Raw genomic sequence first — 22234 nt, 5'->3', positions numbered from 1 at the left:
GGTGGGCGGGGCCGTCGGTGTCGTTGGGCCGACGGCCCCGCCCGGCTGGTGGGGCGGTCGTGTCAGTTCTCGTTCTTACCGGAGAGGGCTTCGATGACGGTGAAGAGACCCGAATGGTCGAGTCCTCCGTTGCCCTGCTGCACTGTTGCAGCGACGAGCTGGGCGACGGTGGCCCCGAGCGGGATGGCCACTCCTGCTTCGCGTGCGGCGGCGGCGACGATGCCCATGTCCTTGTGGTGGAGTTCGAGCCGGAATCCGGGGCCGAACTCACGGTCGAGCATCTTCTGCCCCTTCTGGTCGAGCACCTTGGATCCGGCCAGTCCTCCGCCGAGGACCTGCAGCGCCGCACCTGTTTCGACTCCGTAGGCTTCGAGGAAGACGACGGCCTCGGCGAGCAGTCCGATATTGCCGGCGACCATGAGCTGGTTCGCGGCCTTGACGGTCTGGCCGGCTCCTGAGGGGCCGACGAGGACGATGGTCTTGCCGACGGCGTCGAAGACGTCGGCCACGGCATCGAAGTCGGCCTTATTGCCGCCGACCATGATCGACAGGACACCGTCGATGGCGCCGGGCTCTCCGCCGGAGACGGGTGCGTCGAGGGGTTTGAGTCCGGCCTCGGCGGCCTTGCCGGCCAGCTCCTTGGCCACATCGGGACGGATCGTGGAGAAGTCGATCCAGGTGGCGCCGGCCGAGGCGGAGGCGAGGATGCCGTCGTCGCCGGTGAGCACGGCCTCGACGTCGGGCGAGTCCGGGACCATGGTGATGATGACGTCGGCCCCGGTCACCGCCTCGGCGATGGTGGCGGCGGCACTTCCTCCCGCCTCGGCGAGCGTGTCGGCCTTGGCCGGTGTGCGGTTGAATCCGCGGACGTCGAATCCGGCATTGACGAGGTTTGTGGCCATGGGCAGGCCCATGATTCCGAGTCCGATGAATGCGATTGTCTTGCTCATGGGGTTTCCTCCGTGAAGGTGAGGGTGGTCAGGCGGTCTGGGTGACGTGGCTCAGCCAGTCGAAAGCGGTGGCGCGGTCCTGTTTGTATTCGAGGGCGACCTGCCCGGTGTAGCCGAGCGCGTAGGCGCTGTCGATCCAGTCGCGCAGCGGCAGCGAGCCGGTGCCCGGTGCTCCGCGGCCCTCGGCGTCGGCGATCTGGATGTGGCCGAAGTTCGCGGCGTCGGCCTCGATGACGGCGGCGACGTCGTCGCCGTTGACGGACATATGGAAGAAGTCGGCGAGGACGGCGATGTTCGCGGGGCCTTCCGATCGGACCTTCGCGACCACCTCGGCGGCGTCGGCGTAGCGCTTGAGCGGGTAGCCCTCGGCACCGGAGACGGGTTCGACGAGGACGGTTCCGTCGATCTCGGCGACGGCGCGGGCAGCGAAGTCGAGGTTCGCCGCGGCCGTCGAATCCTGACCGGAGGGGTCCTGGCCTTCGGTGCGCAGGCCGTAGAGGGCGTTGAAGGCGCGGCAGCCGGTGCGGCGGCCGATCTCGACGACGATGGCGACGTTCGCGGCGAAGTCGTCCTCGGCGCCGATGACGGAGACCATTCCGCGGTCGCCGGCGGCCATGTTCCCGGCCCAGAAGTTCAGTCCTTTGAGTTCGACTCCGGCGTTTTCGAGTGAGGTGATGAACTCATCGACCTCCGCCGAGGTGGGGGTCGGGTTGCCGTCGAAGGGCCACCAGAACTCGACCTGGTCGAAGCCGGCGTCCTTCGCGGCCTGGGCACGTTCGAGGACGGGCAGTTCGGTGAGCAGCGTCGAGCAGTTGAGGATATAGCTGTCGGGAGCGGTGAAATCGAATGCGTGGACCATGGGCTCTCCTTTGAGTTTCTCGCTGTTTTCGTATCGTGGAAGTTTATTTCCGTTTCACGAAATAAGCATAGACAGCCCGCGACCCGAGAGTCAAGACCCTCCCAATTGCTACATGACGGCGGCCCAGCAACCTGGCGCGAGGTTGCTGGGCCGCCGTCGGGTAGTAATTAGGGTTTGACGGGGGTGCCGTCGATCCAGACTTGTGTGATGTCGGCGGGGGTTCCGAGGGCGAAGATCTTCGCCAGCGCGGCCTCGTCGTCTTCGGCATGCCTGATGCCCACGTCCAGCGGCTGCCCCGCGGTGGGAGAGACGTATGCGGCGTCGAAGCGCTTGCCCACGGACAGGTCCCCGACCTCCTCGGCCAGTCCGAGCGCATCGGCACCCGCGGCGGTCGCAAGGTGGAGCAGGTGGGCCGCGGACAGGGGCAGTCCCCCGGCCGGGTCCAGCTGCTGCATGAAGTACGCCTGCACGCCCTCCTTGAGCAGCGAGAATCCGTTGCCCGCACCGACGTCCGAGCCCAACGCCACCCGGACACCGTTCTCGAGGTGTCGGCGCAGCGGGAAGAATCCGCTGGCCAGCGCCGAATTCGAGGTCGGGCAGTGCGCCGAGGCGGCCCCGACCTCGGCCATCCGCGCCAGCTCCCGATCGCTCGGGTGGACGTTGTGCGCGAGGATCGTCCGCCGCCCGAGCAGTCCCGCCCGGTCGTAGGTGTCGAGGTAGTCGATCGCCTCGGGAAACATCTCCGCGACCCCGGCGATCTCGTCGCGGTTCTCGTTCAGATGCGAGGTCACCCACACGTCCGGGTTGGCCTCGAGGAGTTCCCCGCCGGCGGCCATGAGCTCCTGCGAGGCCGAGAACGAGAACCGCGGGGTGACGGCGAACCGCAGTCGACCGTGCCCGTGCCACCGGTCGATGAGCTCCTGGCTCTCGGCGTTCGCCCGCTCGGCGGTCGTGAGCAGCGGTTCGGGCAGGTTCCGATCGCTCGTGACGAGGCCCGTGGTCATCCGCAGCCCCACCTCGGCGGCCCTGGCGAAGAGGATGTCCACCGCGCTCGCGAAATGCGAACCGAAGACCATCGCCGAGGTTGTCCCCGCCGAGGTCAGGCCGGTGAGGAATTCCCCGGCCACCGCCCCGGCGTAGGCCTCGTCGTGAAGCTTCGCCTCTTCGGGCAGGGCACAGTCGTCGAGCCATTCGAGCAGCGGTTTGCCGAGGTAGCCGATGGCGCGCACCTGCGGAAAGTGGACGTGGGTGTCGACGAGGCCGGGGATGAGCACGCCGGCCCGCAGGTCGACCACCTCGGCGTCGGGGTGCGATGCGCGGGCGGAGGCGAAGTCGGTGCGGGCGGTGATGAGCCCGTCCTCGACGACGAGGGCTGTGTCGGAGTCGGCGCGCAGCCGCCCTCCGTCGAAGGGGTTGGCCGGCGTATCGAAGACGCGGGCACGATAGATGACCACAGTGGTTCTCCTTGAGTCAGTGGTGAAAGCAGTAGTGAAAGGCAGTGGTGCGAAAAAGCTTCAGGCGAAGCGGGAGAGCAGGTCCGCGGCGACGCTGACGGCGATCGTCGCCGGCGCCTTTCCCGGCAGGTCGGGCAGTCCGATCGGGCAGCGGATGGTGTCGACGACCTCGGGTTCGAAGCCTTCGGCGGTGAGGTTCTTGCGGAAGCGCTGCCATTTGGCGCTCGAGCCGATGAGCCCGATGGACCCGAGGTCGCCGCGGGTCAGCGCCGCGGAGCACAGGTGCAGGTCCTCGGCATGATCGTGGGTCATGATGAGCACGTGGCTGCCGGCCGGAAGTGCGGTGAGCACTTCCTCCCCCACGACGGCGAATTCGCGGCTGATCTGCGCCACGGGGGCGCCGATTCCGTCGATGGCCTCGAGCTGTTCGGGCCGCGAATCGGAGACGACGAGGTCGATGTCGTGCCGGGACAGGATCCGGGTGAGTTCGAGTCCGATGTTGCCGATGCCGAAGATCGCCACCGAGGCGGGCACGGGCAGGGGTTCGAGCAGCACCGCGACCTCCCCGCCGCAGCACTGCCTGCCGTACTTCGCCGGCGCCTTGTCGTTGAGTCGCAGGGTGAGCATCTCCGGGGCGCGCACGCCCTCGGCGAGCAGCTCCCGGGCACGGGTGACGGCCGTCATCTCGAGATTGCCCCCGCCGATGGTCCCGAACAGGTCATCGACGGTGGCGATCATCTTCGCTCCGGCTTCGCGCGGGGCGTGCCCGCGCACCGAGGCGAGAGTGACGAGGACGGCCGGCACCCGAGCCCTGCGGAGCTCGGATGCGGTGTCCATCCAGGTCATGACGGAACTCGTTGTCCTTCTGTCGCCGAGGTGGCCGCTCCCGGCTCTGCCCGGCGGACGTCCTCGATCGCCCAGAACACCGCCTCGGGGGTGGCCGGTGAGGCGAGTTCGACCGAGGTTCCGGCCGGCCCGAAGGCGCTCACGGCCTCCCGCAGGGCCTCTCGGACGGAGAAGGCGAGCATGAGCGGGGGTTCGCCCACGGCCTTCGACCCGTACACGGCCCCTTCCTCGTGTGCCTTGTCCAGCAGGGAGACGTTGAAGACGTCCGGGGTCTCGGAGAAGCTCGGGATCTTGTACGTGCTCGCCGCCTGGGTGGCCAGGCGGCCCCGGCTGGGTCGATCGGATTCGTCCCAGCGCAGGTCCTCCAGGGTCAGCCAGCCGGCGCCTTGGACGAAGCCGCCTTCGATCTGGCCGACGTCGATGAGCGGGGACAGGGAGTCCCCGACGTCGTGGACGATGTCGACCCGGCGCAGCCGGTAGGAGCCGTCGAAGCGGTTGACCTCGACCTCGGCGGCGGCTGTTCCGTACGCGAAGTACTTGAATGGTTCGCCGCGCATCTGCGCGAGGTTCCAGTGCAGCCCTTCGGTCCGGTAGAACCCGGAGGCCGAGAGTTGGATGCGCTGGAAGTACGCGGTGTTGATCAGCTCCTCCCAGGTCACGGTCTTCGGCGAGGACAGGGCGGAGACGATGCCGCGGCTGATGCTCACCTCGTGCGCCGGGGCTCCGAGCAGACCGGCGGCGACCTGCCGCAGCCGGTCGAGGATCTGATCGCAGGCGTTCTTCACCGCCCCGCCGTTGAGGTCGGAGCCGGAGCTCGCCGCCGTCGCCGAGGTGTTCGGGACCTTGTCCGTGCGCGTGGGCGCCAGGCGCACCGTCGACAGCGGCACCCCGAGGGTCGTGGCCGCGACCTGCAGCATCTTCTGGTGCAGGCCCTGCCCCATCTCGGTGCCGCCGTGGGTGACGAGGACGGATCCGTCCTTGTACACGAGCACGAGTGCCCCGCCCTGGTTGAAGGCGGTGAGGTTGAACGAGATCCCGAACTTCACCGGGGTGATCGCCAGGCCGCGTTTGATGTGCTCGTGACCGGCGTTGAAGGCCTCGATCTCGAGTTCGCGTGCCTCGAGGTCGGATTCGGAGATGAGCTGGTCCCAGCAGGCATCGATCCGATCGGGGTGGCGCACCGGCTGGTAGTAGGGAGTGTCCTGGCCTTCGGTGTAGAAGTTCAGACGTCGCAGCTCTCGGGCGCTCAGGCCCAGCTGAGGTGCGACGCGGCCGAGGATGTCCTCCATCACGAGCATGCCCTGGGGCCCGCCGAAGCCGCGGAAGGCCGTCTGCGAGGTCTTGTTGCACTTCGCGATGCGACCGGTGACGCGGATGTTCGGCACCCAGTACGCGTTGTCGATGTGGCACATGGCTCGGGTGAGCACCGGTTCGGACAGGTCGAGGCTCCACCCTCCGTCGGCGGTGAGCGTCGCGTCGAGGGCGAGGATCCTCCCGTCCTCGGTGAAGCCGATCTTCCATGACGAATGGAAGCCGTGGCGCTTACCGGTCATCGTGATGTCGAGGGTGCGGCTCAGCCGCAGGCGCACGGGTCGGCCGGTCAGCTTGGCTCCGAGGGCGGCGAGCGCGGCATAGCCGTGGGGCTGCATCTCCTTGCCGCCGAAGCCGCCGCCCATGCGCAGGCACTGCACGGTGACCTCGTGGGCGGGGACCCCGAGGACGTGGGAGACGATGTCCTGCGTCTCGGTCGGATGCTGGGTGGAGGACTGGATGAAGATCTGCTCGTTCTCGTCGACGTGGGCCAGGCAGGCCTGCGTCTCGAGGTAGAAGTGCTCCTGGCCGGCGAACTCGAATTCGCCTTCGAAGACGTGGGCGGCATCGGCGAACGCGGCGTCCGCTTCGCCCTTGTCGATCGTCAGCTCCTGACCGTGGTAGCTGTTCGCGGCGATCGCGTCGCGCACGCTCACGAGCGAGGGCAGCTCGTCGACGTCGGCGACCACGGCGGCGGCGCCTTCCTTCGCGGCCTCGAGGTCCTCGGCGAGCACCCAGGCCAGGGGCTGGCCGAAGAACATGATCTCGTCGGTCGGCAGCATCGGTTCGTCGTGTTTGACGCCCTGGTCGTTGACCCCGGGGATGTCGGAGGCGGTGATGACGCGCACGACACCGGGCACTTCGTAGGCCGGAGCCACATCGAGGGAGTTCAGCCGCGCGTGCGCCGTCGTCGACTGCACGGGGTGGGCGTGGAGGACTCCGGTGAGACGTCCGACGAGGTCGTCGGTGTAGAGCGCGGACCCGGTGACGTGGCCGAAGGCGCTTTCGTGGTGGTGGCGTTCACCGACGATCGGGTCGGCGGGGCGCTGGGAGAGAGTGCTCATCACTTGACCTCCTGTCCGGTCACGGCCGGCTGGCCGAGCTGTTCGGCGAAGAAGCGTTCGAGGGAGGAGCGCAGCATCGCGGTGCGGTACTTCGCGCTCGCGCGGTGATCATCCATCGGGGTGCCTTCGCCTGCGAGCGTCTCGGCAGCGGCGTGCACGGTCTCGAGACTCCACGGCCGGCCCTCGAGAAGGGCCTCGGTGGCGGTGGCCCGCAGCGGGGTGGCGGCCACACCGCCGAGGCCGATCCGGGCCTTCCTCACCACGCCGTCGGTGACGTCGACGGCGTAGCCGATGGCCACCGATGAGATGTCGTCGAAGCGTCGCTTCGCGATCTTCTGGAACGAGGTCAGCGGCGACAGGGGCAGCGGAATCCGGATGGCGGTGATGAGCTCATCGGTCTCCCGCACGGTCTGCCGGTAGCCGGTGAAGTAGTCGGCGAGTGCGACGACGCGATCTCCGCGCACCGAGCTGAGCACGAGTTCGGCCTCGAGCGCGAGCAGCGCCGGCGGGGTGTCGCCGATGGGTGAGCCGGTGCCGAGGTTGCCGCCGATCGTGGCTCCGTTGCGGATCAGCCGGGAGGCGAACTGCGGGAAGAGCTTGCCCAGCAGCGGGATGTCGCCGGCGAGTTCGCGTTCGAGTTCCGACAGCGTGTGTGCGGCGCCGAGTTCGATGTGGTCTGCGGTGCGGCGGATGCCGCGCATCTCGGGCAGGCGGTCGACGGCGAGGAGGTTCTTCGCGCGTGCGCCCTTGATGTTGACCTCGACTCCCCAGTCGGTGGCCCCGGCCACGACGGTGACGTCGGGGTCGGCGGCGAGGATCTCGACCGCCTCGGCGAGTGTGGCGGGCCGGCGATAGTGGCCGACCTTGCCCGTTGCGGTATCGGCGCGGCGGTAGTCGGTGGCGACGGGGGCAGGGGCCGAGCGGTCGCGGCGGGCGGCCAGAGCATCCTCGGCGCTCGGCTGTCCGAGGGCGAAGGCGGCATCGCGGATGGGGCGGTAGCCGGTGCAGCGGCAGAGGTTGCCGGACAGGGAGTGGAGGTCGAAGCCGTTGGGTCCGCAGTGGTGGTCACCGTCATCGCCCGGCTCGCAGGCGGCGTCGGCCGCGCGTTCGGGACGGTAGTATTCGGCGGCCATCGAGGAGATGAAGCCGGGGGTGCAGTATCCGCACTGGGATCCGCCGCGCACGGCCATCTCTTCCTGGACTGGATGGGCGGTTCCGCCGTCGGCGAGTCCTTCGGCGGTGACGATCTCTCCGCCGTCGAGGGCTGCGGCCGGCAGCAGGCAGGAGTTGATCGAGGTCCAGCGGGTTCCGCCGGACGCATCGGGGCGGGCGACGAGAATCGCACAGGCCCCGCACTCACCTTCGGCGCAGCCTTCCTTCGCTGCGGTCAGTCCCTGACCGCGCAGGAAGTCCAGCGCATTCGTATGGGGCGGACCGTCGAATCGAGTGACGGTCCCGTTGATCGTCACTTCGGCAGTGGCGAGATCCGTTGCTGCGGTCGACATTGCACTTCATACCTCCCACGTCTCATCACTGAGACGCACAGTGCATGGTTGGAACAGTGGCATCGTTCTTCGGAACTTCTGGTTATCCATGCGAACAGCAGCGAAGAACGTCAGGTGATGAGGTCGTCACCTCGAGGTTCATACCCCGTGCGCGATCTGGCCCTTCTGCCAGGCTGTGCTTCCGATCACAACTGTCATCCTCCCAAGATAGCCGAAATCGGTCCGCGAACGAAGTACAGGAGGAATCCGGCCGAAACGACCCACAGGAGCCAGTGGACCTGGCGTGCGCGGCTGCTCATGGCGTGGATGAGCGCCCAGGAGATGAAGCCGACGCCGATGCCGTTGGCGATCGAGTAGGTCAGCGGCATCGTGACCATGGTGAGGAAGACGGGCAGCGAGACGCGGAAGTCGCTCATCTCGATCTCGCGGATCTGCGTGACCATCATCGCGCCGACGACGACGAGCGCGGCGGCACCGGCCTCCATCGGAATGACGGCGATGAGTGGGGAGAAGAAGATCGAGAGCAGGAACAGCACACCGGTGATGCAGGCGGCCAGACCGGTCCTCGCACCTTCGGCGATGCCGGCGGCGGAGTCGACGAAGACGGTGTTCGACGACGCCGAGGCGCCTCCGCCGACGACAGCTCCGAGACCCTCGACGACGAAGGCTCCGCGGATGCGCGGGAACATGCCGTCAGAGGTCTGGACACCGGCCTGGCGGGCCAGTCCTGTCATCGATCCCATCGCGTCGAAGAAGTTCGTGAACACGAGGGTGAACACGAGCATCGTGGCCGCGAGGACCCCGATCTGCTGGAAGGCGGCGACGGGGTCGAATGCTCCGATGAGCGAGAAGTCCGGCAGCGCCAGGATCTGCTTGGGGATCTCCGGTGCGGAGAGGTTCCAGCCCTTCGGATCCGGGCTGACCGGGTCGCCGACGGTGCCGAGCTTGGCGAAGGCCTGGATGATGATGGCCGCGATGGTGGCCACGATCATCCCGATGAGGATGCCGCCGGGAACCTTCCTGGCCACGAGGATGCCGATGAGCACGAGCGCGAAGACGAACACGAGCGTCGGCAGGGAAGAGATCGATCCGTCCTGGCCCAGCTGCACCGGCGGGCCCGAGGGGGTGCGGGTGACGAAGCCGGAGTTGACGAAGCCGATGAAGGCGATGAAGAGTCCGATGCCCACGGTGATCGCGATCTTCAGCGCGTGCGGGACGGCGTTGAAGATCGCCGTCCGGATGCCCGTGGCACCGAGGAGGACGATGATGATGCCGTTGATGACCACCAGGCCCATCGCCGCGGCCCAGGTGACCTCCTGCACGACGGACACGGCGAGGAAGCTGTTCATGCCCAGACCCGCGGCGAGTCCGAACGGGAGCCGGGCGACGACGCCGAAGAGGATCGTGATGAGCCCGGCGGTGAGCCCGGTGACCGCGGTCAGCTGGGCGAAGTCGAGGGCGCCTCCGGCGATGTCCTCGCTGCCGCCGAGGATGAGCGGGTTGAGCACGACGATATAGGCCATCGCGACGAAGGCGACGATGCCGCCGCGGATCTCCTGCTTGACCGTCGAGCCGCGATGGGTGATTTCGAAGAATCTGTCGAGAAGCCCCGGTCTCTCGGTTGCGGTCTGCACCGCTTGATCATTGTCTGCCATTTTCATGGACCACCTCAGGTTGTTCGATTTGGTCAGCCGCCGACATCATCGTCGCCGGCCCTGCGCCTTGAACGTGCGCAATGAAACAGACAAGCCATCGGTGCGACACCGACACCAGAACTTTCACATCCCGGAAAACTTTTTCTATTTCACCGGCCCAGTCTCGCCGCTCGACCAACATGTGTCAATCATCACACTTCTTCACGCGCGCACGCGAACCGCAGTCGAACCCGGACTCAGACCGCCACCGAACCCGGAGTCAGACAGAGAGAACCCCTGGCCGGACGGAGCCGGTCAGGGGTTTTCCTTGGCGGTGGCGGTGGGATTTGAACCCACGGTACGGGGTTACCGTACACAACATTTCGAGTGTTGCACCTTCGGCCGCTCGGACACGCCACCGCCGACAACTGTACAGCGGCGTGGATTCGACCGCCAAATCGGAATCGAGTGAGCTGAGCCACGTCACCGCCGGCTCGCGAAGAACTCGCGCAGCAGCGCCTTCCCCTCGTCAGCCCGAACCCCCGAGACCACCTCGGGGTGATGCAGCGCAGCACGGTCGCGCAGCAGATCCCACATCGACCCCACTGCCCCGGCCTTGTCGTCGAAGGCCCCGTACACGACGCGGGCGATGCGGGAGCCCACCAGCGCCCCGGCGCACATCGCGCAGGGTTCGAGGGTGACCACAAGGGTGCAGTCGTCCAACCGCCACCGGCCGACAGCCTCCGCGGCGGCCGACAGCGCCATCAGCTCGGCGTGGCCGAGCGGATCGGCATCGACTTCCCGACGATTGTGACCGCGGCCGACCACGGCACCTCCGGAATCGATGACGACGGCCCCGACGGGAACGTCGTCATGACCGGGGGCCAGGGCAGCCTCGGCGAGGGCGAGACCCATCCAGTCATCGAACCGCGCCGCCTCCGCAGAGGAACGGGTGCCGGCACCAGCGCTCAGCGGGCGGCCTCGAGCTGGTCGGCGAATCCGACGGTCTCCCCGATGTGGGCGACGACGCGGGCCGGGTCGGAGCGGTGCGCCTCGACCTGCTCGATGAGCGTGGCGGCGGGCACTCCCCGGTCGGCATAGATGTCGGCGTCCCCGCCCCATTCGGCGTCGGGGTCGAATTCGAGCATCTCGACCTCCTCGTCATCCTCATCGTCGGTGTCATCGGCCTCGACCTCCTCGGCTCCGAAGTCCTCCTCGGGCTCGGCCTCGTAGGCGTCGGGACGGGCGTCGAGGAAGTCGGCGAAGATCTCCGCGAAAGGGCTCGCCTCGACCGCGGCGAGATCGGAGAGGAAGACCTTGACCTCGTTGTTCTCGGACAGGCGCACGAGGCCGAACCATTCGTCCTCGTGTTCGATGACGGCGATCGCCTCGCCGTCCTCCCCCGCGGCCGAACGCATCGTATCGACCAGATCGTCGAGGTCGGATGCGTCGCGGACGTCGACGTCGAGGGCGCGGAAGCCGTCGCCGGAATCGGCCAGGATCTCAGTGAAGTACGACATGCCTCCATTGTGTACGCTCGGACCCGCGTTGACCACTGCCGGATCGGGGAAGTTCTCCCGTACCATTTGGGTATGGATCTTCACGTCGCCGATCACCCGCTCATCGACCACAAACTCACTGCTCTGCGCGATCGGACCACGGATTCCGCTCGATTCCGACAGCTCACGGAAGAGCTCGTCATGCTGCTGGCCTACGAGGCCACACGGTCGGTCGCCGTCGAAGCCAAGGAGATCGAGACCCCGGTCTCGACGTTCACCGGCACCCGCATCGCCGAACCCCGCCCGATCGTCGTCCCGATCCTCCGCGCGGGGCTGGGCATGCTCGACGGGATGCTGCGCATCCTTCCCACCGCCGAGGTGGGCTTCCTCGGCATGGTCCGCGACGAGACGACGTTCGAGCCCAGCGCGTACGCCGACCGTCTGCCCGATGACCTCACCGGCCGGCAGATCTTCATCGTCGATCCGATGCTCGCGACCGGCGGCACCCTGGCGATGGCGATCGACTTCCTGCTCGCCCGCGGAGCCCGCGACGTCACTGCGATCTGCCTCGTCTCCGCACCCGAGGGAGTCAAGCGCATCGAGCGCGACTACAGCGAATCCGCCGAGGTGAAGATCTGCACTGCGGCCCTTGACGAGCGGCTCAACGAGAAGGGCTACATCGTCCCGGGCCTCGGCGACGCCGGGGATCGGATGTACGGAATCGTCGACTGACGGAGCGCGACCGGCGCGGGCGGCGCGGTAATCGGCTCCAGCCGAGAATCGAAGCCCGCAGATGACGAAATCGGTCGGCCGCCTCGGCGAGGATGTCGTCATATTTCGTCACAGTCGTCTCATTTTCGGCTTTTCCTTTGCACCGCCGAAGTTTTGTGACAAATAATGAAGCCATGACTTCAGCCACTCACCTGATGCGAATGCCCGCAGCAGCCATGTGTATGCGCTGCGTTCGCGGTCGGTGATCGCCCTTCCGCTGTCCGGCCTCGAACGAGAACACGCACACTCAAGCAGCGGACTCATTCAGTCATATCGACCCGATGGTCGGAGCAAAGGACAGTCATGTCGAACCCAGAACCCGCCTACGTCCACCCACGCAGTGCCGTGGCCACCCGACGCGCAGGAGCCAGGTTGAGCGCAGTGGACCCGCAGAACGCCCCGCACACCTTCGGTCCCGCCGGAGTCGTGCCCTCACCGAAGGCCGCTCGCGGCATCATCGTCTACATCGGACTCGACGAGTCCAAGGCCGCCGCCGACGGCACGAACCTCTCCGCCATCGCCGGCGAGCTTCAGGCCTACGCGAAGGAACTGGCCAGCCAGGCCGAGACCCAAGCCGTCATCGCCCTGGCCCCCGAGGGCCGCGGCAGCGACATCGACGCCGTCAGAGCCGTGGCCACCGGCTCCCCCGCTGCGACCGGAGCACCGGCGGCGACGCATGGACCGGTGCGCTCGAGGATCCCCAACCGCATCCACCCGCCGACACTGCGCGACGAGGACCAGGCGCCTGCCGCACCGGCACCGCGCGGATTCGGCGGTCGCGCCGGCAGCACCTACACCGATGCCGCCGCCGAGCGGCTGCGCATCGACATTCCGCGCCGCGAGGTCCGCATCGACGGTGAGCTCGTCGACGTCACGACCAAGGAGTTCGATCTCCTCGCCACGCTCGTCACCCACGCCGATGAGACCCTGCCCCGCGAAGACCTCATCAGCGCCGTATGGTCCGGCGGCGAGGTTCCCGATGAGCGCACCGTCGACGTGCACATCCGCCGACTGCGCCGCCGTCTCGGCGAATACTCCTCCGTGGTGCGCACGATGAGGGGTTCGGGCTACCGCTACGACACGCATCCCGACGTCACCGTCTGGAGCGCGACAGCGCGTCGCTGACCTGAACGCGACAGCCCAGACCCGAGCACACGACTTCGTACAGGACGCCTTGTCCTGCACCCGGAGGCTGTGAGCCGCATCGCATCGCCCACCCAGCGTGGAGCCAGACTTCGCGGTTAAGATTCTTAATCGATGAACCAGGCATATTCTCCAGCGCGCAGACGGCACAGCCCCGCGAAGGGCATCACCGCATTGATCTTCGGGATCCTCTATGCGGCGTTCCTGCTTCTCCACGAACTGCTTCCGACGAGGATGGGCTTCGCGCTCGTCGTCGAGACGATCCTGCCGTGGACGGGGATCGTCCTCGCCCTCGTGCTGCTGATGACCCTCATCCGCTTCTCGTGGCTCTCGGCCATCGGGTTCCTCGTTCCTGCTCTCGTGTGGGCGGGCATGTTCGGGCCCGCACTGCTGCCGAACGACGACTCCGGAGAACCCGACATCACGGTGGCCACCCACAACGTCGGTGCGCGGATGCCGCAGCCCACGGCCGCGGCGCAGAACCTCATCGACCGCGACCCCGACATCGTCACGATCCAGGAGCTCGAGTCGCTGTCGGGCAAGATCATCCACAAGGAGCTCGACTCCTCGTTCGCCCATTCCCGGGTCCTCGACACCGTCGGGGTATGGTCGAAGTGGCCGATGACCGAGCCCGAAGAGGTCGACCTCGGCCTGCAGTGGCCGCGCGCCTTCGCCACGACGGTTTCGACCGACCACGGCGACATCCGGTTCTATGCCGTGCACATGCCCTCGGTCCGTCCGGGGCATGAGTCCATGCGCAACGCCGCACTGCGTCGACTGGCCACGACAGTGGAGACCGATGGGGCCGACCACGTCATCGTCGCCGGCGACTTCAACACCGCATCGACCGACAACAATATGTCCACGCTGGTTCCCCCGCTCACCGATTCGCGCGAGCAGGCCCGAGGCGGCTTCGGCTTCACCTGGCCCGCACAGTTCCCCGTGACCCGGCTCGACCACATCCTCTACCGCGGCTTCGACGCCACCAGCGACGAGGTGCTCGACAAGGGATCGAGCGACCACCGTGCCGTGCTCGCAGGGCTGGACCTCAAGTAGGCCTTCAGCTGGTGCACCGGTTCAGCTGGTGCGCCGGTTCAGCTGGTGCACTGCTTCAATTCGTGCACTGTCCCGTCGGCTGCGGGGTGCGGTTGTTCGCCCCGGCCTCGAGTTCATCGGCGATCTCGGCGCGGGTGAGGGCGTAGCCGGTCTCGTCGTCGGTGGCCGAGCGTGCGAACACCATGCCGACGACCCTGCCCTGAGCTTCGATGAGCGGGCCGCCCGAGTTGCCTTCGCGGACGATGCCGCGCACCGAATACACCTCACGGACGACCGAGCTCTCGTCGTAGATGTCGAGGCCGCGGGCGTTGATCTTCTCACGCACCCGCGTCGGTGAGATCGTGTAGGGGCCGTTGGCGGGGAACCCGACGACCACGGAGTCATCCCCCGGTCCGAGCCCGTTGCCGAAGTCGAGCGCGGGAGCCTCGAGTTCGGGAACCCGGAGGACGGCCACGTCGGCTTCGGCGTCGAATTCGACCACCTCGGCGGGATAGGGCCGCCCCTTGCCGCCGACCTGGACCGCCAGGTCCGAAGAGCCGGCCACGACGTGGGCGTTGGTGGCGACGAGGCCGTCGCGGTAGACGAAGCCCGAGCCTTCGGAGCCGGTCGGGCAGGTGGTGGCCGTGGTCGTGATCTTGACGACGGAGTCTTCGACGCTGCGGCCGACGTCGACCATGGCTTCGTCGGGTTCGCCGACACCGCGGATCTGTTCGGGCTGGCCCGAGAAGACCTGCGGGAATCCGGTGGCGCTGAGTCCCTTCGCCAGACCGCCGAGGGCCATCTGGGAGGAGTAGGGGATCGTACGGTCGATGGAGGCGATGACGGCGGAGTCCGCGACCCACCGGTTCGGTTCGACCAGCGGGGTGGTGCGGACGAAACCGGCGGCGAGCCACACGACCAGGACGTAGACGATGCCCGCGGTGATGGTGCCCCCGACGGCATCGATGCCCTGCCCGAGATCGGAGTCCATCGAGCGTTTGATCCACGCGCCCACGCCGCTGCCCGCGAAGGCGAAGAGGACGCTGAGGACCAGCGGCATCGAGGCGAGCAGCATGAGGATGCCGGGGTTCTCCATCGCGGTCGTGCCCTCGCTCAGCGTTTCGACCAGCGGCGAGAGCAGGCGTCCGAGGATCCATCCGACGACGAATCCTGCGGCGGTGCCGAGCCCGGTGATGAAGCCCTGGCGGAAACCGGCGAAGAGCGCACCGATCCCGAGGACGATGAGGAGGATGTCGAGGACGGTCACTGCTGGTGCTTACCCGGCCGTTCTTCTCGAAGCCGCCAGCAGACGCTCGCGGGCATCGGAGAACTGCTTGAGTTCGGCACGTTCGATCTTGCGCTCCTGGTCACCGCCGATGCCGGCGAGGACGCGCATCCGTGTCGTCGAGAGTTTCCCGGAGGTGCGGATCATGGTGCGCATCTCCTCTTTTCCGCCGGGGAACGATTTGGCCCAGTCGCGGCCGTTCTTCCGTCCCTTCCAGGTGCCGAGCATGTCGACCTCGGCGTGGGTGAGCCATCCCGAGTTCGCATAATCGCCGAGCATGTTCTGCGTGTGCATCCGTTCGCTGCGGCGCAGCATGAGTCCGAGTGTCACCCACGCTCCGGAGAGGATGATGCTGAGGAGGATGAGGCCGATGATCTGTGGGAGCATACCGCCCATGACGTCACGGGTCAGCTGTCCCAAGACCCCGAGGAGCGTCATCGATCCGTTCCAGAAACCGTGGAGGAGGATGCCGACGATGAGGCCCGGCAGCCACATGAGGGCCGTCGCCCACCAGGGCCATTTGCGAGCCGCGAAGCCGATGGACACACCGGCGCAGGTCGAGAAGGCGATGTGCAGCAGCGGCGAGCCCAGGCAGCGCATGGCGAACGTCACGGCCAATCCCCCGAGCTCACCGTCGTTCCATGACTGGCCGAGATAGAGGATGTTCTCTGTGAAGGCGAAGCCCGCACCGATGAGTGAACCGTAGACGAGTCCGTCGAGAGGTCCCTCGAAGTAGCGACGGGCGGCGAGGACGATGACGACGAGGAGGACGGTCTTCGTCGACTCCTCGACGGGTGGAGCTTGGAAGATGGCGCCGAGAACGTTGGGCACCCCATTGATGCCGACCATGTAGAGCGCGAGATCGGTGAAGAAGGAGAACACAAGGGTGAGGATGACCGCGGCGACAGCACCCCAGAGCAGGCAGATGCCGAGGAGGAGCTTCGGCTGAGGTTTCCACCGATCCAGCCAGAGCACATAGGCGACGATGCCGACGAGCGGAATGGCCGAGAGACCGATGAGCGCGAAGAGGCGGACGCCGAAGCTGAGTCCTCCGGCGATGGCGAGGAGGATCAGCCCGACGACGAGTACAAAGAGCACAAGGATGGCGGCGACGAGCCGGACGATGTTGCCGGTCGAGTCAGGCTCGGTCGGCGGCTGGTTCTGTCGGACCGCACCGGTCCATGGGGTCTCGGTGACCACCTGTTGGGGTGCCTGCATCCCCGCGCGGATCCGCATCTCCTGGGTCACGGTCGGGGCGAACCTGGGCTGGGCGTAGACGCGCGCCTGTGCCGGCGGCGGTTGCATCGGCGGCTGCATCTGCATCGGGGGCTGGGTCGGCATCGGCTGGCCCGGCATGGGTTGCTGAACGTACGCCTGCGGCTGGCCCTGCATCGGTGGCTGCTGGAACGGCGGCTGTCCCGGTGCTGGCTGCGGCTGCCGCGCCTGCTGGGTGCCCTGAGGCTGCGGCTGCTGGGTACCCTGCGGGCGCGGACGAAACCGATCATTGTTCTGCTGTGGCGGCACCTGCTGCGGCGGCGCCTGCTGCGGCACCCCGTGGGCCGGCGGAGCGCCCTGAGTCCCGGGGCCCTGTACCTGGGGCGGCTGCGGGCGCCGCGGCCCTGGCTGGTTCGGGTCCTGAGGACCGGGACCGTTCTGTGCCGACATAGATCGTCCTTCTCACGTTGGGGGAATGCACCGCTCTCTTCCAAGTTTAGAGTCGAACACCGACATCACGTTGCCGAAGTTGTATCCGTCCAGTAACACTTCAGCGGACTGTCACCGCACGCGAATGCGCGCAGTGGGCCTGATCAGCCCCGCTCCGCGATCACCATCAGCTCCCACTCCGACGTACTCGACTGTGGATGGAAGGGAACCGGAGCGGCCGCCTCGGCGGGGTCCGGCGTCGTCGAAATCATCAGATCCCCCGTTTCCCGCGGGTGACTCGCCACCTCGGGCCACGCCCACATCGGCGCCACTCGAGCGTGAAATCCTGTGGATGCAGAATCGTGTTTCCACAGGCTCACATTCGACCCTGGTCACCGTCTGTGTCCGCCGTGTCGAATCAGGTCATGACTACTTTCAGACTCGCATCGCTGCGCACCTTCCTGCTTCTCACCATCCTCACCGTGGCCTCCCTCATCGGGCTGGTACCGGCCATGGCCGCGGGTCCGCCGGTCAACCTCGGCGAGGTGCCCGTGCAGACCGCTCCGAACGCATACGGTCCCGGAATCTGGCATCACGCGAAACAGGGGAAGACCTGGTACGGCTCGTATCGGACCTTCCCCGACACTTCGTCTTACTGCATCGACGCCGGGAAGAAGTCCCCGCTGCCGAAGTACTTCGACGATGCGAAGTCCGAGCAGGTCACCACCGCGCAGACCGCGTGGGCACTGCACGAATACGCCGGCTCGACATCGAAGGATGTGCAGGCCGCGCTCAGCGCCATCGCCCGACTCGACACGGCGCTCCCCCACGACCACAAGGTGCCGCCGCAGAAGCCTGCCGACTTGGGCAAGAAGTTCGCCGGTGCCGCGAAGAAGCACTCGTCGATCCTCGCGAAGGCGAAGAAGTACGCCGGTCCGTACACCCTCGAAGTCAGCCTCGAACCGGTCCTGCGAATGCCTGTGCTCGAACCCCACACCGCCCCGGAGTCCGCCTCTTCTCCTGACTCCTGGGCATCGGATTCGACCGACTCGGATTCGAATGGCACAGATGCGAAGGAGCTCGGTTCCGAGGAAAACGGCCCCGGCGACGACAAGGACGACCAGGGCGACGACACAGGCAGGATCCTCGGCACTCCCACCGACGAGGCGACCCTGACGCTCTCCCTGCTCAGCGCCTCCGGGGCACACGTCCCCGACGTCCCAGTCACCCTCAAGGCGAGCGGCGCGAAGAACGCCCCGACGACCCTGACCACGGGGGATGAGGCAGTGACCGCGACGCTGCAGGCGAGCGCACCCGGCACACTCGCCGTGACTGCGAAGGCGAAGGTCGCCCCGCAGACCGTGCGGGTGTTCGAACCGACGTCGGGCACCCGGGTCCAGCGAGTCGTCACCCCGGACACGCCCGCCTCGGTCGCTGGAAAGGCTTCCGTGGACCTGAGCTCTCAGCCGAAGGTGACCACGGAGATCTCGGACCAGACGCCGACGCCCGGTCAGACCGTCACCGACGAGTTCACCGTCTCCGGACTCATCGGCGACCACACCGTCACCGTCGAACACACCCTGTGGCAGACGGCGACGGAGCCGAAGCAGGGCACGAAGAACGACGACGCCCGCGAAATCGGGTCGGTGACCTCGAAGGACATCGGCAACGGCACTCATACCTCCGGTGAGGTCACGGTGCCCGAGGACTTCCGCGGCTGGCTGTACTTCACCGAGACGATCGCCGGGGACAAGGCGACGAAGGAATGGAAGGGCATCCACGGCCAACCTCGAGAGACGGGGTTCGTCCCGTGGACGCCGACCGCCGACACCGAGGCGGTGCTCGAAGGAAAGCAGACCCACGCCGAGGTGGCCGTGGCCGGGCTGCGGCCCGATTCCGAGGCTGTGGTCACCGTCACCGCCTACCACGTGGAGAGCGAACCCGAGCAGTCGGAGGAGCCCGAGGGCAAGGAGATCTCCACTCAGGACTTCACTGTCGTCGCCGATGCCGACGGTCGGGCCGAGATCAGCACCGAGGCCATCGACATGCCCGTCGGCTGGGTCACCTACGTCACGGCGATCGAGGGCAGCGACGTCAATGCGGAATGGACGAGCGACTGGGGCGTTCCCGCCGAGACAGTGCACCGACCACCCGAGGAGAAGCCGAGCACTCCCCCGGCACCACCAGAGGAACCGAGCAGTCCGCCGGAGGAACCGAGCACGCCGTCGGCGCCGCCCGAGCAGCCAACCTCGCCACCCGAGCAGCCGGAGACCCCGCCGGTCGCACCGGTCGCCGAGACTCCCGCGGCCCCGGCCCCACCGGCCGAGCTGCCTCGCACCGGCACCACGGGCAACGGCATGCTCATCGGATTGGGCATCGTCCTCGTCGGCCTCGGGTCCACAATCCTGCTGATCTCCGGCAGCCGCCGCGGAAAGGGCTGAGCCCGGAATGAACACACTTCACCCCCGATCGCACTCAGGCGGACCGGGGGTGAAGCGTTGTCAGTCCTGCACCCATTCCTTCGCCCAGGCGCGAGCACCATTCATCATCAGGCCGACGTCGGCGCCGACGAGGACGAACGAGGCACCGGCCTCCAGATACTTACGAGCCTGCTCGGGGTCGAAGGCATTGACGCCGACCGGTTTGCCGGCCGCGCGCACCGCCTCGAACGTCCGAGTCACCGCTGCGGTGACGTCCGGATGCGTCTGCTGACCGAGCAGGCCCATCGACGCCGCGAGGTCCGAGGGTCCGACGAAGACGCCGTCGATGCCGTCGACCGCGGCGATCTCGCCGGCATTGGCGACCGCGGTCGCCGATTCGATCTGCACGGTCAGCGACACGAGTTCCTCGGCTCGGCCGAGATACCCGTCCACGGCGTTCCACCGGGAGGCCCTGGCCAGGGCGGATCCGACTCCGCGCACACCTTTCGGCGGGTAGCGGACGGCGGCCACGGCCGCCTCGGCGTCGGTCTTCGTGTCGACCATCGGCACGAGCAGATTCTGAGCACCGAGGTCGAGGAACTGCTTGATGAGCACCCGATCGTTCACCGGCACGCGCACCACGGGAGTGGTCGGATAGCCATTCATCGCGCGCAGCAGACTCGTCGTCGTCTCGAGACCGATCGGGGAATGCTCGGCGTCGATGAGCACCCACTGCATCCCGGAGGCCGCGGCGATCTCGGCGGCCACGGGCGAACCCGAGCACACCCACATCCCGGCAAGGTACTCTCCCTTGCCGAGGCCGGCCACCCGGTCGGCGAAGGTCTGCGGAAGTTCTAGGCGAAACGGCATGTGATGGCTCCCAGCTCTCCGTAGTCGGCGTGGACGGTGTCACCCGGATGGACCCACATGGGGCGGGTGAACGAACCGGCCAGTACGGTCTCTCCGGCACGGAGCACATCACCGTGTTCGGCGAGTTTGTTCGCCAACCACACGATGCCGCGGGCCGGATGGTCGAGCACGGCGGCCGCGACTCCCGAGTCCTCGATCGTCTCGTTGCGGTAGAGCAGCGCGCTCACCCGGCGCAGGTCCACGGCGTCGACGGTGATCGGACGACCGCCGAGGACCATCGCACCCAGCGCCGCGTTGTCGGAGATGGTGTCGACGATCGTGCGGCCCTCCATCTCGATGCGCGAGGACAGCACCTCGAGCGCGGGGACGACGTATTCGGTGGCGCGGAGGACGTCGATGAGGCTGACGTCGGGTCCGGCCAGCTCCTCGCGCAGCACGAAGGCGAGTTCGACCTCGATGCGCACGCCCGAATACTGCGCATGATCGATCACGGACCCGGTGTCGTAGACCTGGTCGGCGAAGATCGCCCCGTAGTCGGGTTCGGTGATGCCCGTGGCCTGCTGCATCGGCTTCGAGGTCAGGCCGATCTTGTGGCCGAACAGCCGACGGCCGGCAGCCTCACCGCGACGGCGCCATTCGTTCTGCACCGCATAGGAGTCCTCGACGGTCATATCCGGGAACTGCGAGGTCAGCCGCGGGACCTTCGTGCGGGTCCGCTCCGCCTCGGCGAGGTCGTCAGCGATCCTGGCGATCGTTTCCTCATCGAGCATATGGATTCCTTTCAGAGGTCAGTGCCTTCGAAGGTCAGAGCTGGTTGCCCAGCTTGCCCTCGTTCTCATCCGCGCGGGTGTAGGAGAAGCCGTCCGCACCGATCGTCACTGCCATCTCCGAATCGTCCGTGCGTGCATGCACCGGCTGTGGGTTGCCGTCGAGATCGAGGACGAGGGAGGCATCCGTGTACCAGGAGGGCACGACGGGGTTGCCCCACCAGTCGCGGCGCTGATTGTCATGCACGTCCCAGGTGACGACCGGATTGTCCGGGTCGCCGGTGTAGTAGTCCTGCGTGTACACCTCGACGCGGTGACCGTCGGGGTCACGCAGGTAGAGGTAGAACGCGTTCGAGACGCCGTGGCGGCCGGGACCGCGCTCGATCGAATCGGATCGGCGCAGCGCACCGAGCTTGTCGCAGATGGCGAGGATGTTGTGCTTCTCGTGGGTGGCGAAGCAGACATGGTGCATGCGCGGTCCGTAGCCGCCGGTCATCGCCGTGTCATGGACGGAGGGTTTGCGGCGCATCCACGCGGCGTAGACCGTGCCTTCCTCGTCCTGGATGTCCTCCGTGACGCGGAAGCCGAGGTCCTGCATGTACTTCACCGCCCGCGGCACATCCGGGGTGACCTGGTTGAAGTGGTCGAGGCGGACGAGTTCTCCGGGGATGTGCAGGTCATAGCGCCACGACATGCGCTCGACGTGGTCGGACTGGTAGAAGAACTCGTACGGGAAGCCGAGCGGATCGACCACCCGCACGGAGTCGCCCACACCCTTGACGAAGCCGTCCGGGTTGCGGCGGACATCGCAGCCGAGTTCGGTGTAGAAGGCCACGGCCTTGTCGAGCTCTTCCGGGCTGCGGACCCGGTAGGAGAACGCGGCCACAGCTGCGACCTCGCCCTTGCGCAGGACGAGATTGTGGTGGATGAACTCCTCCGTCGAACGCAGGTAGAGCGTGTTCTCGTCCTCCTCGGTGACATAGAGTCCGAGCACGTCGACATAGAACTCCCGCGAGGCGGCGAGGTCGGTGACGACGAGTTCCATATAGGCGCAGCGGAGGATATCGGGCGGACTCGCCTGGGGTGTGGCGATGGGATTGTCCGTGACGATCGGCGCCTCCTGGCTGACGAAGTAGCCGGCCGAGGTCAGTGTCATATCTTCGCGATTGGTCATCTC

At 67.2% G+C, this 22234-nt stretch carries 18 protein-coding genes, 1 tRNA gene and 1 pseudogene; 4 read left to right on the top strand and 16 right to left on the bottom strand.

Annotation, left to right across the window (positions count from 1 at the left end; translation table 11 throughout):
* Positions 1-62: 62 nt before the first annotated feature.
* From J9314_RS04695 to J9314_RS04645, 11 genes and pseudogenes are all read right to left on the bottom strand, one after another.
* Positions 63-956 (bottom strand): annotated as a pseudogene (locus J9314_RS04695) (2-hydroxy-3-oxopropionate reductase); the annotation flags it as partial.
* 22 nt (positions 957-978) lie between these two features.
* Positions 979-1809, bottom strand: coding sequence for a hydroxypyruvate isomerase family protein (locus J9314_RS04690; protein ID WP_210604769.1), 831 nt, complete (start codon positions 1807-1809; stop codon positions 979-981).
* 167 nt (positions 1810-1976) lie between these two features.
* On the bottom strand, positions 1977-3263 hold the full coding sequence (gene guaD, locus J9314_RS04685; RefSeq protein WP_210604768.1) for a guanine deaminase: 1287 nt from the start codon (positions 3261-3263) through the stop codon (positions 1977-1979).
* Positions 3264-3323: 60 nt separating this feature from the next.
* Positions 3324-4109, bottom strand: coding sequence for a xanthine dehydrogenase accessory protein XdhC (gene xdhC / locus J9314_RS04680; RefSeq protein WP_181274560.1), 786 nt, complete (start codon positions 4107-4109; stop codon positions 3324-3326).
* Positions 4106-6484 (bottom strand): xanthine dehydrogenase molybdopterin binding subunit, encoded by a 2379-nt coding sequence (gene xdhB, locus J9314_RS04675; RefSeq protein ID WP_210604767.1) that lies wholly within the window; start codon positions 6482-6484, stop codon positions 4106-4108. The genes xdhC and xdhB overlap by 4 nt, the downstream gene beginning before the upstream one ends.
* Positions 6484-7989, bottom strand: a complete 1506-nt coding sequence (locus tag J9314_RS04670; protein WP_210604766.1) for a xanthine dehydrogenase small subunit — start codon at positions 7987-7989, stop codon at positions 6484-6486. The genes xdhB and J9314_RS04670 overlap by 1 nt, the downstream gene beginning before the upstream one ends.
* Before the next feature lie 194 nt (positions 7990-8183).
* Positions 8184-9644: an NCS2 family permease gene (locus tag J9314_RS04665; RefSeq protein ID WP_210604765.1), complete on the bottom strand. Its 1461-nt coding sequence runs from the start codon at positions 9642-9644 to the stop codon at positions 8184-8186.
* Entirely contained in the window at positions 9631-9825 is a 195-nt protein-coding gene (locus J9314_RS04660; protein ID WP_210604764.1) for a hypothetical protein, read from the bottom strand. Before J9314_RS04660 ends, J9314_RS04665 begins: the two co-directional genes overlap by 14 nt.
* 127 nt (positions 9826-9952) lie before the next feature.
* Positions 9953-10043: transfer RNA gene (locus tag J9314_RS04655), tRNA-Ser, on the bottom strand.
* Between the two features lie 63 nt (positions 10044-10106).
* The gene (locus tag J9314_RS04650; RefSeq protein ID WP_210604763.1) at positions 10107-10538 is read right to left on the bottom strand and encodes a nucleoside deaminase; all 432 of its coding nucleotides are present in this window, start codon (positions 10536-10538) and stop codon (positions 10107-10109) included.
* 53 nt (positions 10539-10591) lie between these two features.
* Positions 10592-11143, bottom strand: a complete 552-nt coding sequence (locus J9314_RS04645) for a tRNA adenosine deaminase-associated protein (RefSeq protein ID WP_210604762.1) — start codon at positions 11141-11143, stop codon at positions 10592-10594.
* Positions 11144-11215: 72 nt separating this feature from the next.
* Between J9314_RS04645 and upp the strand changes: the two genes are divergently transcribed.
* The 3 genes from upp to J9314_RS04630 all read left to right on the top strand — a co-directional run bounded on the left by upp (position 11216) and on the right by J9314_RS04630 (position 14092).
* Positions 11216-11854 carry a uracil phosphoribosyltransferase gene (upp, locus tag J9314_RS04640; protein WP_181274554.1) on the top strand — a complete coding sequence of 213 codons (639 nt, stop codon included), beginning with the start codon at positions 11216-11218 and terminating at the stop codon, positions 11852-11854.
* 342 nt (positions 11855-12196) lie between these two features.
* Positions 12197-13018, top strand: coding sequence for a winged helix-turn-helix domain-containing protein (locus J9314_RS04635; protein WP_210604761.1), 822 nt, complete (start codon positions 12197-12199; stop codon positions 13016-13018).
* Positions 13019-13150: 132 nt separating this feature from the next.
* Positions 13151-14092, top strand: coding sequence for an endonuclease/exonuclease/phosphatase family protein (locus tag J9314_RS04630; RefSeq protein WP_210604760.1), 942 nt, complete (start codon positions 13151-13153; stop codon positions 14090-14092).
* Between the two features lie 55 nt (positions 14093-14147).
* Here the strand turns inward: J9314_RS04630 and J9314_RS04625 are convergent, their stop codons facing one another.
* Positions 14148-15338: a MarP family serine protease gene (locus J9314_RS04625; protein ID WP_210604759.1), complete on the bottom strand. Its 1191-nt coding sequence runs from the start codon at positions 15336-15338 to the stop codon at positions 14148-14150.
* Positions 15339-15347: 9 nt separating this feature from the next.
* The gene (locus J9314_RS04620) at positions 15348-17021 is read right to left on the bottom strand and encodes a PrsW family intramembrane metalloprotease (protein ID WP_246490613.1); all 1674 of its coding nucleotides are present in this window, start codon (positions 17019-17021) and stop codon (positions 15348-15350) included.
* Between the two features lie 404 nt (positions 17022-17425).
* On the opposite strand from J9314_RS04620, the gene J9314_RS04615 reads away from it, so the two are divergent.
* Positions 17426-19441 (top strand): Ig-like domain-containing protein, encoded by a 2016-nt coding sequence (locus J9314_RS04615; protein ID WP_210604758.1) that lies wholly within the window; start codon positions 17426-17428, stop codon positions 19439-19441.
* A gap of 60 nt (positions 19442-19501) precedes the next feature.
* Here the strand turns inward: J9314_RS04615 and J9314_RS04610 are convergent, their stop codons facing one another.
* Genes J9314_RS04610 through hpaD form a run of 3 tightly spaced genes read right to left on the bottom strand, consistent with a single transcriptional unit; the run spans position 19502 to position 22231 of the window.
* On the bottom strand, positions 19502-20290 hold the full coding sequence (locus J9314_RS04610) for an HpcH/HpaI aldolase family protein (RefSeq protein ID WP_210604757.1): 789 nt from the start codon (positions 20288-20290) through the stop codon (positions 19502-19504).
* A complete protein-coding gene (locus tag J9314_RS04605; RefSeq protein ID WP_210604756.1) occupies positions 20275-21060 on the bottom strand; it encodes a fumarylacetoacetate hydrolase family protein in 786 nt (261 codons plus the stop codon). Before J9314_RS04605 ends, J9314_RS04610 begins: the two co-directional genes overlap by 16 nt.
* Positions 21061-21094: 34 nt before the next feature.
* On the bottom strand, positions 21095-22231 hold the full coding sequence (gene hpaD / locus J9314_RS04600) for a 3,4-dihydroxyphenylacetate 2,3-dioxygenase (protein ID WP_210604755.1): 1137 nt from the start codon (positions 22229-22231) through the stop codon (positions 21095-21097).
* Positions 22232-22234 lie beyond the last annotated feature (3 nt).

This window comes from Brevibacterium oceani (assembly GCF_017948325.1).
In the GTDB taxonomy this organism is placed as follows: domain Bacteria; phylum Actinomycetota; class Actinomycetes; order Actinomycetales; family Brevibacteriaceae; genus Brevibacterium; species Brevibacterium oceani.
The sequence above is the reverse complement of the archived record's forward strand: the minus strand, read 5'-3'. Positions and strand labels throughout refer to the sequence as shown.

Excerpts from the sequence above, each read along its gene's own strand:
- J9314_RS04690 (WP_210604769.1), bottom strand. The coding sequence starts at position 1,809 with ATGGTCCACGCATTCGATTTCACCGCTCCCGACAGCTATATCCTCAAC.
- xdhC (WP_181274560.1), bottom strand. The coding sequence starts at position 4,109 with ATGACCTGGATGGACACCGCATCCGAGCTCCGCAGGGCTCGGGTGCCG.
- xdhB (WP_210604767.1), bottom strand. The coding sequence starts at position 6,484 with ATGAGCACTCTCTCCCAGCGCCCCGCCGACCCGATCGTCGGTGAACGC.
- J9314_RS04670 (WP_210604766.1), bottom strand. The coding sequence starts at position 7,989 with ATGTCGACCGCAGCAACGGATCTCGCCACTGCCGAAGTGACGATCAAC.
- J9314_RS04665 (WP_210604765.1), bottom strand. The coding sequence starts at position 9,644 with ATGGCAGACAATGATCAAGCGGTGCAGACCGCAACCGAGAGACCGGGG.
- J9314_RS04660 (WP_210604764.1), bottom strand. The coding sequence starts at position 9,825 with ATGTTGGTCGAGCGGCGAGACTGGGCCGGTGAAATAGAAAAAGTTTTC.
- J9314_RS04650 (WP_210604763.1), bottom strand. The coding sequence starts at position 10,538 with ATGGGTCTCGCCCTCGCCGAGGCTGCCCTGGCCCCCGGTCATGACGAC.
- J9314_RS04645 (WP_210604762.1), bottom strand. The coding sequence starts at position 11,143 with ATGTCGTACTTCACTGAGATCCTGGCCGATTCCGGCGACGGCTTCCGC.
- upp (WP_181274554.1), top strand. The coding sequence starts at position 11,216 with ATGGATCTTCACGTCGCCGATCACCCGCTCATCGACCACAAACTCACT.
- J9314_RS04635 (WP_210604761.1), top strand. The coding sequence starts at position 12,197 with ATGTCGAACCCAGAACCCGCCTACGTCCACCCACGCAGTGCCGTGGCC.
- J9314_RS04630 (WP_210604760.1), top strand. The coding sequence starts at position 13,151 with ATGAACCAGGCATATTCTCCAGCGCGCAGACGGCACAGCCCCGCGAAG.
- J9314_RS04620 (WP_246490613.1), bottom strand. The coding sequence starts at position 17,021 with ATGTCGGCACAGAACGGTCCCGGTCCTCAGGACCCGAACCAGCCAGGG.
- J9314_RS04615 (WP_210604758.1), top strand. The coding sequence starts at position 17,426 with ATGACTACTTTCAGACTCGCATCGCTGCGCACCTTCCTGCTTCTCACC.
- J9314_RS04610 (WP_210604757.1), bottom strand. The coding sequence starts at position 20,290 with ATGCCGTTTCGCCTAGAACTTCCGCAGACCTTCGCCGACCGGGTGGCC.
- J9314_RS04605 (WP_210604756.1), bottom strand. The coding sequence starts at position 21,060 with ATGCTCGATGAGGAAACGATCGCCAGGATCGCTGACGACCTCGCCGAG.
- hpaD (WP_210604755.1), bottom strand. The coding sequence starts at position 22,231 with ATGACCAATCGCGAAGATATGACACTGACCTCGGCCGGCTACTTCGTC.